The organism is Chitinophaga sp. CC14 (assembly GCF_048957795.1).
GTDB classification, from domain to species: domain Bacteria; phylum Bacteroidota; class Bacteroidia; order Chitinophagales; family Chitinophagaceae; genus Chitinophaga; species Chitinophaga ginsengisegetis.
The window spans coordinates 873,353-889,789 of record NZ_JARBFY010000006.1; the positions used below are offsets into that span (position 1 = coordinate 873,353).

Consider the following 16,437-nt stretch of genomic DNA (forward strand, 5'->3'; position numbering starts at 1 on the left):
GTATGAAACTCACTCTTACGATTGGCCTATTACTATTTGTATTTATTCACAATATAAAATTTGCTCTCGGGCAGGCGCCAACACCTCCATATTTAAGCAGTCCTGTTGTTAATCACATTAAAACATGGGAACCTTCAATCAGATTTTCTACACCGGAATCTGTGATAAATGCAAATAATGTTAGCAATGTAAAAATAACTATAAAGTATTTCGATGGACTTGGCAGAGAATTACAAACCATTAAGAGCAAGTTCTCTCCAATAGGAAAAGATCTCGTCGAAACTTTTATTTACGATGAGGCAGGGCGTCAACAGTACAAGTACTTGCCATATACTTCTGCTGGAGTCGATGGTTCATTCAAAGTTAATCCCTTCGTGGAGCAGCAATCCTCGCTAACTACTATATTTCCAAGCGAGAATAATTATTACACTAAAACCAACTTTGAGTTTTCTCCATTGAATCGTATACAGAAAGTGTCCCTTCCTGGGATAAGCTGGGCTGGCAGCAATCGTGGAGTTACACAGGAGTATTTGTTTAACTCTGCTACTGATAACGTCCAAATATGGCAAGTTTCCAGTGATGAAACTAAACTTCCAAAATCTATAGGCACATATAGTCCAAACCTTCTGACCAAAAATGTTACCTTAAATGAAAATGGCTTAAAACTCATTGAGTTTAAAGACAATGAGGGAAAGCTTATACTCAGGAAAGCTGCATTAATCAAAAATGCAGTGGATGGACATGATGGATGGCTTTGTACTTATTTCGGATATGATGATGCAGGAAATGTTAGAGTCGTTATATCTCCGAAAGCGGTTGAGTTGATTAAAACCAACTGGACGCTAACTGCAGAGATACTAAACGGGCTTTGTTATCAATATTTCTATGATGAACTAAACCGAATGATAGGTAAAAAGTTTCCCGGGACAGATAAACAGGAAATGGTATATGATTCAAGAGATAGGTTAGTTTATCAAAGAAATGGAAATCTTGTTGGCCGCTGGATGGTTACATTCTATGACGATTTGAATCGCCCAGTTAAAACTGGAATTTACACCAGTAACAAGACTAGAGCAGAACTACAATCTCTATATAATAATCTTTCAGGGAGTACCCTATCAAAATATGGAGATTTAATTGTTAGTGTTCGTAACCCTGCTATTTCAGCTTATAAGGCAAGCAACAGTATATCTTTAGTTCCAGGATTCTCGTCTACATCCGGGGACCAGTTTTCAGCCACAATCGATCCAACTGCCGTAGACGGTGAATCTTACACCTATCCCGATAATACAAACCCATTACCGACCGAAGATAATGTTGAATTCCTAACCTATTCTTATTATGACAACTACACCTTCAATGGATCTATTCCATTCAATTCAACGGATTTTTCTAAACTTATTAATAATGATGGAAACTATGGTGAATCACTGAGTGGAGCTAGCGTTAAAACAATCGGTCTTCAAACAGGTAAAAGTATTAAAATACTTGGCTCTACTCAATGGTTAACCACGACAGACTATTATGATGACAATGGACAGGTAATACAAACTATAAGCAACAACTCAATTGGTGGCACAAATTCAAAAAGCATCAGATATGGCTTTAATAGTAAAATTGTTTCCACATACCTCCGGCATTCCAATAACATAGACCCGGCGACACCGCAAATAAGAACGCTTACCGTTATCAACCATGATGTGATGGGAAGGCTATTAAATATTAAAAAGAAATTAAATGATGAGAGTTCTTTTAAAACAGTTGTATCATATAAGTATAATGAATTAGGCTATCTTCAAGAGAAAACCTATGGAAGCAATCTTGCTACAGATAAATTTGAATACAATCCCAACGGCTTTATCATTGGAATGAATAAGGATTATGTCAAAACCGGTACAGGAGGATACTTTGGATACGAATTAATACACGATAAGCCTACTTCTTCCACAATCCCCGGCACCACTTTTAAAACGCCCCAGTTTGATGGGAGTATCGCTGGTATAATTTGGAGAGGAACCGGACAACCCAGAAAGTATGATTTTAGCTATGACAATTCCGGGCGTTTATTACTTGCTGACTACGCACTGTATAATAGTGGATGGACGAAACTGACTGAAGATTATACGGTAAGAATGGGCGATGGGATAGATGGTACAACAGCATACGACGCTAATGGTAACATAAGAAGTATGATTCAAAATGGTCCTGTTGGGGCGGCTCCCGGTCCAATAGATAATCTTACCTACTCCTATATTAATAATAGTAATCAGTTAAAGTATATTTATGATAATGTAAATAATCCCAATAGCCTGTTAGGGGATTTTCGGGAACCTACAGCTAACAAAACTTCAAATACAACTAGTGGTGAAGCTGATTACACCTATGATAAAAATGGCAATATAACTATCGACAAGAATAAAGGTATTTTAAGTATAACCTATAACCATCTTAATCTTCCTGAAATAATTACTTTTTCTGGAAATAGTTCTATCGCTTTTCAGTATTCCGCTGATGGCACTAAGTTAAAGAAAACAGTTATAGACAATACTACCTCCCCTCTTAAAACCATTGTTACGAATTATGATAATGGTTTTGAATATCAGAATAGTAAGTTGAAGGTGTTCGGCCAGGAAGAAGGACGCGTAAGATTAGTTCAAGTTTCCGGACTACCAACCGTGTATGCTTTTGACTATTATATAAAGGACTATCTGGGAAATATAAGATCCGTACTAACTGATAATAGCAATGTTAGCAGTACTTATATTGCAACAATGGAATCAGATCGCTCTGAAACGGAAAATACGCTATTCAGCAATATTAATACAAGCCGGGCTGCTGTACCTGTCGGATTTCCCACTGAAACAGCAGTGTCTGACAACAAATTTGTAGTAAAACTCAATGGAGACGAAAACAGTCGAAAAATAGGCCCTTCACTAGTATTGCGTGTAATGAAAGGGGATACTGTTCAAATATCGACCAAAGCCTTTTACAAATCCGGACCGACAAGCAGAAATGATAATAAAACAGGCAAAAGCCTGATTAACTTCATTATTGCTTCCTTTCAAAACGGAGTTGGGAGAGGAATTTCTCATGACATTTCCAACTTGGGTCAAAATGGTCTGAATCAGCAGAATTTAAATACACCTCTTCTTCAAAAATTATTGGATGATGAGGCGCTAAAAAATCCTCTACGTCCCAAAGCTTATTTAAATTATCTGCTGTTTGATGACAAATTCAGCTTTGTTGATGAGAACAGCGGTGTAAGACAAATTAAAGCCGAGCCTGATCAACTGCAATACCTGACTACAGATAGAGTATTAATTACTAAAAGTGGGTTTCTGTATATTTCTGAAAGTAATGAAACATCCACCGATGTTTACTTTGACAATCTATCGATTGTATTGGCCCCTGGTCCTTTATTAGAGGAGTCCCATTATTATCCCTTTGGTTTGAAAATTGATGCACTGAGCTCTGGCGCCTATCCTAATCCTAACTATTATGAAAGTAAGATAAAATTCAATGGTAAAGAGCTTAATAGTAAAGAACTTCGTGATAGTAGAGGTCTGGAATGGCATGACTTTGGCACACGGCAATACGATGCTCAAATTGGAAGATGGAATTCTTTAGATCCCATCGGAAATGAGTTTCCAGCAAGTTCTCCTTATATTTATGCTTTGAATAATCCAATAAAGTATATTGATCCAGATGGCAATGCGCCTACTCCTCCATCAACTTTTATCGATGAGCATGGCAATGTAGTTGGTGGGTCTATTCATGATGGAGACAAAGGTGTATATATGGTAAATGGCTTAACAAGAGAAAAGTTTGACGTAAATCAAATTTCTTCCTACAAGAATGGAACTAAAATAGGAGAAACCTATTCAATTGCATCATTTCTTTCTCCTTCAACTAATCAATGGACAGGAAATATTGATGTGGGTTCATACTTTGCAAGACATGCACTATCTTATGCAAAATTGGATCTGAAGACATACATGAGTAATCACCAAATGAGTATGACTCTTTTACATTATATGCGAAATGCCGGCAATGGACAGGTATATGACATTAAGTCGTGGGGAATTGAATGGGCTAAAGCGACCCCTTCTGAAAGGGAGAACTATGTGTATCAAGCATCATTTGCAGCTCCTGGAATTATTATGACAAGACGAGATGTAGGCAACTACTTTGCCGGCATGGCCTCAAATATGATGGGGCTGAGTAGGAACATGATGCATTCCGGATTCGGAGCTTTTCAACAGAGTAATAATAAAATGAGTGCTCCATTTATTTTCAGAACATTAGGTAACTTTCTTTTTCAGAGCATTGGATCATTAGGGAATGCCTTGGTACCCTCTGGCGCACCAGATTTACCTGTTAGCCCAAAATGGGCTGACGATCGCGGCTCTGAAGATTTACAAAATGCCGGATTTGAAAGACCTCTAATAATTCCATAAGCGATGTCAAAATGAATAAATTATTTCTATCTCTTTTAGTATTTACACTGATAGTTAGTTGTAACAACGATTATTACAACTTTTCTAGTCCTGACGGAAAGTATTGTGTGACTTTGGAAGAAATTGAGTCGATTCAACCAGGTACCCGGTTTTTAAATCTGTATATGAACAATTCAAAAATGTCTCCTAATACACCCCATATTAGGCTTAAATGGTCTAGTATGCATGGAATAGTAGTTAACTGGAAAAGTAGGCCAATTAAAATAAGGAGCCTTCTAATTCAGTCAAACTCTCTTGATAGTTCCCTTTATGATGTAAAGCTAAACATGAGTAAAGAGGAGGAAAAGGAATTTAAGTTACCCGGATCTGGCTGGAAAATATATGATTTTGTTGAGGCGAGAGATGGAGCTTATAAAAAATGTGCTAATTAGAATGTACTTATCAGAGGTTAGAAAGACTTCTTTATTACTAGATGCAGTCCCTTTCATTTTTATTCAATACCAAAATTAGTCTACGAAAAAGCGCGACACCGCCATAACAGCAGTGTCGCGCTTTCTTCGCAAACGTTTTACAACGTAGCCATATCAATCACAAACCTGTATCTCACATCTCCCCGCTCCATACGCTCATAGGCAGCATGGATATCTTTCATATCTATCAGCTCAATATCAGATACGATATTATGCTCTGCACAGAAATCCAGCATTTCCTGGGTTTCCGGCAAACCGCCGATAGAAGATCCTGCCACACTTTTGCGGCCATCGATGATCGCAAAAGGAGGTATTTTATTAGGGGAAGACGGAACGCCCACGCAGATATGCGTACCATCTGTTTTTAATAAAGACAGGTACAAACCGAAATCATGTTCCGCACTCACGGTATCCAGGATGAAGTCGAAAGAGCCTTTCACGGCTGCTACCTGATCAGCGTCAGAAGTTACCACAAAATGATGTGCTCCCAGCTTTGCCGCTGCTGCCGCTTTTGATGGGGAAGTACTTAATACCGTTACTTCTGCACCAAAAGCCACCCCGAATTTTACAGCCATGTGTCCTAAACCGCCCAGTCCGAGAACGGCCAGTTTATGCCCCTTGCCTACTTTCCAGTGCCTTAACGGAGAATAGGTGGTAATACCGGCACACAGCAACGGCGCTGTTGCGGCCAGCGGTAATTTATCGGAGATATGCAATACGAAATCTTCTTTTACCACAATGGTATTGGAGTATCCACCGTAGGTAGGGCTACCATCTCCATACTTATCCACGCTGTTATAAGTTAATACGGCGCCATTCTGGCAATATTGCTCCAGGCCGTGGTTACAGTTATCACAGGTGTGGCAGGAATCCACCAGGCAGCCGGTACCTGCCAGGTCGCCCACCTTGAACTTTGTCACGTGCGATCCTACTTTTACAACACGTCCTACTATTTCATGCCCCGGCACCATAGGGAAAATGCCAGGAAACCACTCATTCCTTATCTGGTGCAGATCTGAGTGACACACACCACAAAATAAGATATCAAACTGTACATCATGAGGCCCAACTTCCCGGCGTTCAAAATTCCAGGGGCCCAGATCAGTGACAGGACTTTGCGCAGCATAACCTTTAGCTGTAATCATTATAGAGAATTTTAATTGTGTAACCAGGCAAAATTAACGGGCAAATACCAGCTCCCACTTGTAGCCATCAAAGTAATAATTGTGGAAATCAAACAATTTACCCCTAAAACAGTATTATCTTTAACTTGCAAACTTATCACACATCCTATGGTTACTTTTCCAGCGCTTTTCCACCGCCTGTTTTTCCAACATCTAAAGAAGACGATCACTTTTCTACTGGTGTGGCCCGCCTTTGCAATGGCGCAGCAGCAACCGGCGGAATACCGTCACCTTTTCACGGCCGGGGTGGCCAGTGGCTTAATGGGCGGCCTGTACGATGGCTTCTATCCTATCGACTCCTTAAAAACAAAAGGTGATTTCGGATTGGGCGCCCCGGATAAACTCGACGGAGAACTGCTGGTATTGAACGGCAAAGTTTATCAAACACAATATACCGGGAAAACATTTGAGGTAGCGGATCAGCATCACCGTATTCCTTTCTGCATGGTTAACTTTTTCCGCGCCAATACCGTGATACATGTGCCAAACAGTATGGACAAAGCTACTTTCTATCATTATCTGGACAGTATCATGCCTAACGTGAACGGCATGTACGCGATTCATATCAAAGGTACATTCAGGTACCTGAAAACAAGGGCTTTCCCTCCGGTGAATGAGCAACCTTATCCGCAGCTGGCGGGTATGCTCGACAAGCAGCATTTCTTCCAGTATAAAGAAAGCAACGGCGACCTGGTAGGATACCGTTTGCCGGTATATATGGACAACACCAATATCTCCGGTTATCACTTTCATTATCTTTCAGATCAGAAAGATGCCGGCGGCCATATTGTTGACCTTATCACCGGTGATATCACCATCGAAATATCTTTGCTCGACAGCTACACCGTGCAGGTACCAGCCACTCCGGCGTTTAACCACTTCGATTTTAAAAAGGACCGGCAGGAAGATATTAAAAGCGTAGAAAGAGGATCGGCGAAATAATCTTTATCACGACATCAGGTAACCAGGCTGAATACCGCAACCCTGGCGGTGTTCATTGAAAAACATTTTCATCTTGCCGGTCATCATGCCGTTCCATCCGGCCTGGCTGAGGTATACCTCGCTGCCCGCCACGTTCCGGTATACAGCAGTAGTTGTGATCATCTTCTGCTGATGACCGCCTATTACAAAGTCGATATGCGTGGATTTAGTAGCCATATCACAGTTGTCTGCCGTTTCGCCGGGTTGCTGGAACCCGAGGTGGGAAAGACAGATCACTACGTGGCAGTTGTGTTCTTTTTTAAGCGTGGCGGCTACCGCATCGGCAGCTTCCACCGGAGGCAGGTAAGTAACGCCGGGAATGCCCGTCAGCTGTGGACCTACACCAGTGATGCCGATTTTTAACGATCCCGCATATACGATTTTGTGACGTACCACCTGGCGCGCCAGCGATTGATCGGTGAAACGATAGTTGCAATTCACCAGCGCAAATTGCATGTGCGGAATCAGTGCTGCCAGTGCTGCCTGTCCGTTGGCCAGTTCCCGGTTACCAATAGTGGCGGCATGGTAGCCGGCTTTATTCATGGCCCTTATCATTTCCATACAGGCGTTCACGTTATCTGTTCCACAGGTAAAATCGCCGGCATCCACAAATACGCCCTGCTCCCCTTCCTGGCGGTGACCGGCCGGCTGACCGTGCAGGTCATTCGTATGCCAGATCAGGAGTTCCCGGTTATCGCCGGGAAGATAAGTGGCGTTTTCTGAAGCGGAAGTCAGTGCTCTGAGGGGATTCTGCAACAGCAATAAGCCTGTTACCAGTGATGTATTCCGTAGAAAGGAACGGCGTTCTTTATTCATATTATAGGGATCTGGAAAAAAGTGATGTGAAGATAAACACTTCCATTGATTTCTTGTTAAACCAAATAAATATTACTTTGAAAAAAAATAAGCTATACTTTTATACCAGTTTTATCATAGATAACGCGATCTATTATCCCTAGTAATACCAGATACAACGATGGCAAACAACTCGATGCCCTACCTGTCAGAGATCTTTTTAGTGGCTTTTAATTTTGCGCCAAGAGATTATGCACTATGTAATGGGCAATTGCTTCCCATTAACCAGAATCAGGCCTTATTTGCCTTGTTGGGCACTACTTACGGCGGTAACGGTCAAACTAATTTTGCATTACCCAACCTGAAGGGGCGTGTTCCTATTCACCAGGGAAGCGGACATATGCAGGGGAATGTAACCGGCAGCGTTACTACTACCATCACCACGGCAAATCTTCCGCTACATGAACATAATATCACTGCCGTACTCAATATGCCGGTGGGAGGTACCGCCAACACAGATTCTTCCGCCAATACCTATCCTGCAGTTGCCTCTGGTGCTAAATACAGCAACAATGCGGATGAACAGATGGCAACCGTGCAGGCCCAGGACCTGGTGACGGATACCGGGAACGGTGCATTTGCTACAGAGGCCAATCCCTCTCCCAATAATCCCGTTAATAATATGATGCCTTACCTCACCTTGAATTATATTATCGCGCTGACAGGTGTCTTTCCTTCAGAACAATAATTTTTAATATACAGATATGTCACAATCCGATCCATTCGTTGGTGAAATCATTATGATCCCTTTCAATTTTGCACCCAAAAATTTTGCACTTTGTAACGGACAACTACTTCCCATTTCCCAGAACACCGGTCTTTTCTCTATCCTGGGCACTTATTACGGAGGGGATGGCATGAGTACTTTTGCATTGCCTGACCTGCAGGGAAAAGTTCCCATCGGCACCGGACAGGGGACCGGGTTAGCGGAGCGGTTCCTGGGCGAGTCGGCTGGTGCTGAATTAAATGCGCTGACCATCAACCAAATGCCCGTGCATACACATATGATCAAACGGCGCCCCATGTCTTTGCCTACAGGCGGGAATAACAACACCAACAATCCCATCAATAATTATCCCGGCATAGCCGCTTCCGGCCTTCCCTACAGTAAAACAGCGGGCACCGGAACAATGGCAAATGTGAGGTCAAGATTGAAAGCAACTGGCTCAGGAGGCAATGTACCGGTAAACAATTACCAGCCAACCCTTACCATTATGTTTGCTATTGCCATGGCTGGAGTATTCCCTCCCCGCCAATAATAAACGATCACACTCAAACACCAACACGAATGCCTTTTATAGGAGAAATAAGAATATTTGCAGGAAATTTTGCACCGGCGGGTTGGGCCATTTGCGACGGGCAATTACTTCCCATTTCAGAAAACGACACCCTGTTTCAACTGATTGGTACCACCTACGGAGGTGATGGCCAGTCTGTTTTTGCCGTGCCGGATCTGCGGGGCAGGGTGCCTTTACATATGGGTACTGATCCCGGTAGTGGTATAACCTACCAGATAGGCGAAAATGGAGGAACAGAAGAAGTGACGCTGAATTCAAACAATCTTCCACCGCATATACATTATATATCCGGACCGGTATTCCTGCCAGCTTTGGGAGAAAACCCCGCCGACGCAACCAATCCACAGAACCGTTCCTTTGCTATCACCAATTCAGAAAAAGTTTACAGCACTGTTAAAAGCGATACCGGCAGGTTGGCGCCTTTACAGGTTCCGCACATGGGTTTGGCGCCCGACGGGGATTCGTTAGTAATGGCCGTACAGCCAGTAGGTGGCAATCAAAGCACCGACAACATGCAACCATACCTGGTTGTGAATTTTATTATTTCCCTGTATGGCGTATTTCCTACGCCATAATAAGGACCAGTTATATGAAAATAGGAGCACTATTACCGAGATCTACATTTCACCCACTGTTGCAGCACGACTTCCTCCAGGGGATGGAAGCATACCTGCAATACCGCGGCGTACCCGCAACATGGTTTACCGCCAATATCGGGTTTGGCACCAACCCTGAAATGGTACTGCAGGAAGCGGAAAAAATGTTGCTGCAACATCATGCCGATGTATTGGTGTTGTATGCAGATCAGCCGGCAGTAAGCAATATAGCAGCCCTTGCAAAACAGCTGAACCGCCTGGTATTACTGGTACACAACGGCGCAAAATATATGCACGAGTGGGAGCCTCATCCTGTGGTATTGTCGCATACACTTAATAATACTATTCAATGCCGGCTTACCGGGATCCATGCTGCCACTCTCTCAAAAGAGGCGGCCGTATGTACCTCTTTTTACGACGGCGGCTATTCTCATAATCATGCGCTGGTGCAGTCGTACGCCGATAACGGTGGCAGTGTTGCCTACAACTTTGTAAGCCAGTATAAGGTGAGTGATTTTGATTCAGCTCCATTGCATCATTTCCTTCGCACTAACGCACACGTACAAACGTTGCTGGCGCTTTACAACGGCGACCTGGCGCATTGCTTTCTTCAGCAGCTGCAGTCGTCGGATGTAACGGAAGGCTTACAGGTATTTGGCAGTCCCATGCTGCTGGATGAAACCTTAACAACTGTGCATGGTCAGCTGAAAATACCGTTCCAGGTAAGCGGATATGTGCCCTGGTTATCATCTCTCAAAAATAACGCTAATGAATTGCTGAAAACGCAGTTTAACGCTCACACCGGCCGCGAAGCCAATTTACCTGGTATGCACGGCTGGAACACCGGTATGATCCTGGAGCATATTTATAATACAGCAGATACACACCGGTTCAGGGCACGGGAGATCCTGGCGGCACTCAGCGACGTAACACTGGATAGTCCGCGCGGCCCTCTACATATGGATACAGCTACTCACCACATGATTGCCCCTGCATGGCTGGTGAAAACAAATGAGGCGTTTGAGCCGGAAATAATTGGCGGCACAGATAATACCGCGCAGATCTGGCAGGATATTGTGCATACGAAGATACACGGCGTGTCTTCTGGCTGGATCAACACTTACCTCTGCGCCTGAGAAAGATCAGGTGAGGTACTTCTGAATAATTTAACATCCTGAACAACAGGGTGCATGTCTATATATTTCTTATACCTAAGGCTCGCCTTCTATGAAGTTAATTTTACGTAGAACCCTGATATCCCTTTTATTACTCACAGGCATTGCCACCTGCGCGCAGGCGCAGGCTTTCGGCCCCGGCGATCTTGTTTTTACGGGCGTCAATATTTTTGATGACGACATTAGCGGCACCGTACAGAATGATGCGTTTTCATTTGTATTGCTCCGCGATTGCCCTAAAAATACGATCATTTATTTTACAGATCTCGGCTGGATGGGTAGCCGCTTTCAAACCATTTCCACCGACAGCTCCACCGGTCCGAAAACAGATGGGGTGCTGCAATGGTCGCCCGGCGGCAACAACAAAATGGATGCAGGAACGCGGGTTACTATTTTCTGTAAATATAGCCCTACCGCATCTGCCGGCGTACTTACCCTCTCCACCCCTACCGCTAATACTGCGTTACAGGCTAATAAAGAATATATCAGTCTTGGCTTCGCCGGCGACCAGTTGTTTGCGTTCACCGGCAACATCAATAATCCCACCATCATTGCCGGTATCAATGTAAACCGCAAAACCTGGGAGACATCTCTCGATGCCGAAGAATTCACTTCTTCCAAATCATTAAAACCAGCTACCACCAGCGTTCTTAGCTTCCCCAGCATAAATGCAGTGAATGCAAGGTATAATTGCTTAATTACCATCGGCTCTTCGGCCCGCCTGCGTAACCTGGTAGTGGATACCACCAACTGGACGAAGGACTATAGCTTAACAGTGCCGGCCCCAACGGCATTCAGTCTTGTATCCGCACCGCCCTGCTCTTTTACGGTTGTGAACCCGGATACCAGCGGTATTGTATATGTAAACAAACAGGTTTCCCAAAGTGGCGACGGCAGCAGCTGGGCCACTGCCCTGCAGGAATTAACCACTGCACTCAATGCTGCCGCAGACCCGTTGAATGGTATTACCACCATATGGGTGGCCCAAAATACTTATAAGCCTGATTACACAAGGAATACCAGCGCTACCTTTAATATCCCTTCCGGTGTGGCTGTTTATGGCGGCTTTGCAGGCACTGAAACTAAGCTGGCTGACCGGAATATTCCTGCTAACCCGGTAATCCTCAGCGGAGACGTTGATTTCAATGACGTGCTTACCAATACTATTACACTGAAGGCTACAGATATCCGGGGTAGCAACAGCATTCACCTGGTAACGGTGGCGGGTAACAGCGCCGAAAGTATACTGGATGGCATGATTATTACCGGAGGTGCGGGCAACGTGTCGGGAGGTGGTATTTACGCTCCCTTTTCCAATTTAACAATAAGGAATACACAATTTTATGGAAACAACACCACCCAGAATGGTGGCGCCATCTACCAGGTTGGTGGGAATATAAAACTGGTCAACTGCGTATTTTTTGGTAACAAGGCTACGCTGGATGGAACGGCTATAGGAACCACCGGTAATACTACGCTTACTAATGTTACAGTGGGTGGTAACTCCGGAGGAGGAGCTGCCATAAGCAGCACCGGAGGAATTTTCACTTCGTACAACAGCATTGTGGCAAAGAATACTCCCGGTAGTGGCAGCGACTATTCCGGTCCTCTCGCAAACATCCGGTACAGTATTTTGGGTAACCTGTACTATAGCGACGCAGCTACTGTACAACCTGTTCCCGATGTGGTGTTTAATGACCTCACCAACGGTAACCTGCGGTTAACGGCGGCCAACTTCGGCATCAACAAAGGCGATCCGCAAACCAATAATGCGGGGTATGCCGCACAGGCAGATACACTGGATCTCGACAGGAAAACACGTATCAGCAATAGCCTTATTGACCTGGGCGCCTATGAAATACAGGCCATACCGCAAACAATCACTTTCCCGGCCTTCCCTTCCACGCCTGTTATTACGTATGGAGATACAGATATTGATCCGAATGCGACGACTTCCGGAGATGGCACTATTACCTATACCTCCGGCAATACAGCCGTTGCAGACGTGGTGAACGGAAAAATTAAAACCACCGGTGCAGGTACCGCGGTGATCACTGCCCACGCAGGAGCTACCAATACTTATCTTCCTGCAAGTCCTGTATCACAAACTATTACCGTCGCTAAAAAAGCGTTGACTATAAAAGCCGCTGATGTGAGCCGGCCTTATAAAACGGCTAATCCCGCTGCCACGTTTACTTATACCGGGTTTGTTTATGCAGATGACGCCAGTGTTATCACCGGTACGGTAAATACCACCTTCGCAGCCAATCTAAACAGTCCGGTTGGCACCTATGCGATTACAACAGATGTAAGTGCAGCCAGTGCAGCCAACTATAGTTTGTTGGCCGCAAATGGTACATTAACTATTACGCAGCAGCCGCAAACCATCACATTCCCGGCGATAACGGGCATTGTGTATGGCACCGCTCCGATTACATTACCGCTCAATACCGATGCAGGAAATGCAATTGTTTACACCGTGGTTTCAGGTCCGGCTACCGTTAGTGGTAACACACTTACGATCACCGGCGCTGGCGATGTAACCATCAACGCCGATCAGCCGGGAAGTATCAACTATGCCGCAGCGGCACAGGTAACACAAACATTTAATGTTGCCAAAGCAATACTAACGGTAACGGCTAATGATAAAAACAGGGCATACAAACAGGCTAATCCCACCCTGGAATATACGGTTACCGGCCTTGTGAACGGCGACAACGGCAGCGTGGTAAACGGTAATGCGGACATCAGCACCACAGCGGATATTGATAGTCACACCGGCAACTACCCTATTACTGTAAGCGCCGGCACACTCACTGCTGTCAACTACCAGTTCAGTTTCGCACCCGGTACACTTACCGTTACCAAAGCGTCGCAGGTAATCACCCTCACCGCATTAACGGACAAAACGTACGGTGACGCCCCTTTTGCATTGAACGCTATCAGCACCTCCGGCCTCACGGTGGACTTCACTGTTGCCGGTCCGGCTACGCTTAGCGGCAACACCGTTACCATTACGGGCACGGGAAATGTAACGGTCACGGCTACACAAAGCGGCGATACTGATTACGATGCAGCCACCATTGTATCCGGCGGATTTACTGTCCTGAAAAAATCATTATTTGTAACTGCGGATAACAAACAGCGGTTATATGGAGGAAATAACCCTGCATTAACCTATACTTATAGCGGTTTGGTGAATGGGGAAGATAACAGTGTGGTAACAGGCACTCCGCTGCTCAGTACTACGGCAGATGCCAGCAGTGTGCCAGGCGGTTACCCTATCCAGGTTACCAATGCTGCCTCGCTGAGTGCTGTTAACTACAATATCATTCCTGCCAGCGGAATACTGACGGTAACAATAGCGCCACAAACCATTACCTTCCCGGCTATCACCGGCAAAACATATGGCAGTGCACCGGTTACGCTCAACACCAACAGCGACGCAGGTTTGCCGATCACTTACAACGTGGTAAGCGGTCCGGCAACAGTGAATGGCAACATCCTTACATTCACAGGCGCTGGCGATGTAACCGTTTCCGCCGACCAGGGAGGTAACGGCAACTACTCTCCTGCTCCGCAATCAACACAAACATTCAACGTTGCCAAAGCAATACTAACGGTAACGGCTAATGATAAAAACAGGGCGTACAAACAAACTAATCCAACACCGGATTACACCATTACCGGTTTTGTAAATGGTGAAAACAACAGCGTGGTCAATGGCGACGCCACTATTACTCACACTGCTGATATCAACAGCGTACCCGGTGTTTATCCGATTACGGTTACCGTTGGTACGTTAGCAGCAGCTAATTACGACTTCAGCTTTGTGAATGGATCACTCACCGTTACGCAGGCATCACAAACCATCACCTTCCCGGCTATCACCGGTAAAACATATGGTGACGCCGCCTTTACACTCAGCGCCAGTAGCGATGCAGGGTTAACAGTAGCCTATACCGTTACTTCCGGGCCGGCTACTGTAAATGGTAACACCGTCACCATCACCGGCATGGGCAATGTAACCATCAGCACCACACAGGCAGGAGATGCTAACTATACTGCAGCAGCGGCGGTGAGTCAATCATTCCAGGTAACGCCGGCCACGCTGATGGTAACCGCGGATGATAAACAGAAAGTATACGGCGCTAATAATCCCGCACTCACTTACACCATCAGCGGGTTTGTGAATGGGGAAAACAATAGCGTGATTACTGGCGTTGCTGCTCTCAGCACTACTGCAAATAACAGCAGTGCATCAGGTACCTATCCTATTACAGTGGATGTAACACCACTCACCGCGGCGAACTATACTTTCACTGCGGTTAATGGCAACTTAACCGTTGGACTGGCACCACAAACCATCACCTTCCCGGCCATCACCGGTAAAACATATGGCGACGCTGCCTTTGCCCTCAGCGCCGGTAGCAGCAGTGCGTTAGCAGTAAGCTACAGCGTGGTAAGCGGGCCGGCCACTATCAGCGGCAATACCGTTACCATTACCGGCACGGGCAATGTAACCATTGCAGCTGATCAGGGCGGTAACGGCAACTACTCACCGGCGCCACAAGTCACACAAACATTCAATGTTGCCAAAGCGATGCTAACGGTAACGGCTAATGATAAAAGCAGGGCGTACAAACAAGCTAATCCTACACCGGATTATACCATTACCGGTTTTGTAAACAACGAAACCATCAATGTAGTATCCGGCAACGCCATCATCGCGCACACTGCTGATATCAATAGCGTACCGGGTGTTTATCCGATTACGGTTACCAATGGTGCATTATCAGCAGCTAATTACGACTTCAGCTTTGTGAACGGATCACTTACCATTACGCAGGCTTCACAAACCATCACCTTCCCGGCTATCACCGGTAAAACATATGGTGATGCCGCCTTTACTCTCAATGCCAGTAGCGATGCAGGGTTAACAGTAGCCTATGCCGTTACTTCCGGGCCGGCTACCGTAAATGGTAATACCGTCACCATCACCGGCGTGGGCAATGTAACCATCAGCGCCACACAGGCAGGAGATGCTAACTATACTGTAGCAGCGGCGGTGAGCCAATCGTTCCAGGTAACGCCGGCCACGCTGACGGTAACCGCGGATGATAAACAGAAAGTATATGGCGCTAATAATCCGGCGCTCACTTACACCATCAGCGGGTTTGTGAATGGTGAAAACAGCAGCGTGATAAGCGGTACACCTGCGCTCAGCACCAGTGCCGATAACAGCAGCGTACCGGCTACATATCCTATTACAGTGGATGTAACACCATTGACCGCGGCGAACTATACTTTCACTGCTGTTAATGGCAACTTAACCGTTGGACTAGCACCACAAACCATCACCTTCCCGGCCATCACCGGTAAAACATATGGCGACGCTGCCTTTGCGCTCAGCGCCGGTAG

General features: G+C 45.3%; 10 protein-coding genes. 8 read left to right on the forward strand and 2 right to left on the reverse strand.

The annotated features are described in order from the left end of the window. Positions 1–2: 2 nt before the first annotated feature. Both PV783_RS33935 and PV783_RS33940 read left to right on the forward strand, forming a co-directional pair. Positions 3–4,457: a DUF6443 domain-containing protein gene (locus tag PV783_RS33935; protein WP_420991149.1), complete on the forward strand. Its 4,455-nt coding sequence runs from the start codon at positions 3–5 to the stop codon at positions 4,455–4,457. A 221-nt stretch (positions 4,458–4,678) separates the two neighbouring features. Continuing rightward, entirely contained in the window at positions 4,679–4,888 is a 210-nt protein-coding gene (locus PV783_RS33940; RefSeq protein ID WP_420991150.1) for a hypothetical protein, read from the forward strand. Positions 4,889–5,025: 137 nt separating this feature from the next. On the opposite strand, the gene PV783_RS33945 is transcribed toward PV783_RS33940, so the two are convergent. After that, positions 5,026–6,072 (reverse strand): NAD(P)-dependent alcohol dehydrogenase, encoded by a 1,047-nt coding sequence (locus PV783_RS33945; protein WP_079472462.1) that lies wholly within the window; start codon positions 6,070–6,072, stop codon positions 5,026–5,028. Positions 6,073–6,219: 147 nt separating this feature from the next. Between PV783_RS33945 and budA the strand changes: the two genes are divergently transcribed. Then, positions 6,220–7,053, forward strand: a complete 834-nt coding sequence (budA, locus tag PV783_RS33950) for an acetolactate decarboxylase (RefSeq protein WP_420991151.1) — start codon at positions 6,220–6,222, stop codon at positions 7,051–7,053. Between the two features lie 6 nt (positions 7,054–7,059). On the opposite strand, the gene PV783_RS33955 is transcribed toward budA, so the two are convergent. After that, positions 7,060–7,908, reverse strand: a complete 849-nt coding sequence (locus PV783_RS33955; protein WP_420991152.1) for a metallophosphoesterase — start codon at positions 7,906–7,908, stop codon at positions 7,060–7,062. A 160-nt stretch (positions 7,909–8,068) separates the two neighbouring features. On the opposite strand from PV783_RS33955, the gene PV783_RS33960 reads away from it, so the two are divergent. The 5 genes from PV783_RS33960 to PV783_RS33980 form a co-directional block, all read left to right on the forward strand. Then, on the forward strand, positions 8,069–8,635 hold the full coding sequence (locus tag PV783_RS33960) for a phage tail protein (RefSeq protein ID WP_420991153.1): 567 nt from the start codon (positions 8,069–8,071) through the stop codon (positions 8,633–8,635). 16 nt (positions 8,636–8,651) lie between these two features. Continuing rightward, positions 8,652–9,206 (forward strand): phage tail protein, encoded by a 555-nt coding sequence (locus PV783_RS33965; RefSeq protein WP_420991154.1) that lies wholly within the window; start codon positions 8,652–8,654, stop codon positions 9,204–9,206. Positions 9,207–9,235: 29 nt separating this feature from the next. Next, entirely contained in the window at positions 9,236–9,820 is a 585-nt protein-coding gene (locus PV783_RS33970) for a phage tail protein (protein WP_420991155.1), read from the forward strand. A 14-nt stretch (positions 9,821–9,834) separates the two neighbouring features. Beyond that, positions 9,835–10,977 carry an ABC transporter substrate-binding protein gene (locus PV783_RS33975; RefSeq protein WP_420991156.1) on the forward strand — a complete coding sequence of 381 codons (1,143 nt, stop codon included), beginning with the start codon at positions 9,835–9,837 and terminating at the stop codon, positions 10,975–10,977. Between the two features lie 91 nt (positions 10,978–11,068). After that, positions 11,069–16,437, forward strand: a 5,369-nt coding sequence (locus PV783_RS33980; protein WP_420991157.1) for a beta strand repeat-containing protein, incomplete at its 3' end; no start/stop codon positions are given.

What these genes read in the sequence shown, in the direction of transcription:
- PV783_RS33945 (WP_079472462.1), bottom strand. Translation starts at nt 6,072, where the DNA reads ATGATTACAGCTAAAGGTTATGCTGCGCAAAGTCCTGTCACTGATCTG.
- PV783_RS33965 (WP_420991154.1), top strand. Translation starts at nt 8,652, where the DNA reads ATGTCACAATCCGATCCATTCGTTGGTGAAATCATTATGATCCCTTTC.
- budA (WP_420991151.1), top strand. Translation starts at nt 6,220, where the DNA reads ATGGTTACTTTTCCAGCGCTTTTCCACCGCCTGTTTTTCCAACATCTA.
- PV783_RS33955 (WP_420991152.1), bottom strand. Translation starts at nt 7,908, where the DNA reads ATGAATAAAGAACGCCGTTCCTTTCTACGGAATACATCACTGGTAACA.
- PV783_RS33960 (WP_420991153.1), top strand. Translation starts at nt 8,069, where the DNA reads ATGGCAAACAACTCGATGCCCTACCTGTCAGAGATCTTTTTAGTGGCT.
- PV783_RS33940 (WP_420991150.1), top strand. Translation starts at nt 4,679, where the DNA reads ATGCATGGAATAGTAGTTAACTGGAAAAGTAGGCCAATTAAAATAAGG.
- PV783_RS33975 (WP_420991156.1), top strand. Translation starts at nt 9,835, where the DNA reads ATGAAAATAGGAGCACTATTACCGAGATCTACATTTCACCCACTGTTG.
- PV783_RS33935 (WP_420991149.1), top strand. Translation starts at nt 3, where the DNA reads ATGAAACTCACTCTTACGATTGGCCTATTACTATTTGTATTTATTCAC.
- PV783_RS33970 (WP_420991155.1), top strand. Translation starts at nt 9,236, where the DNA reads ATGCCTTTTATAGGAGAAATAAGAATATTTGCAGGAAATTTTGCACCG.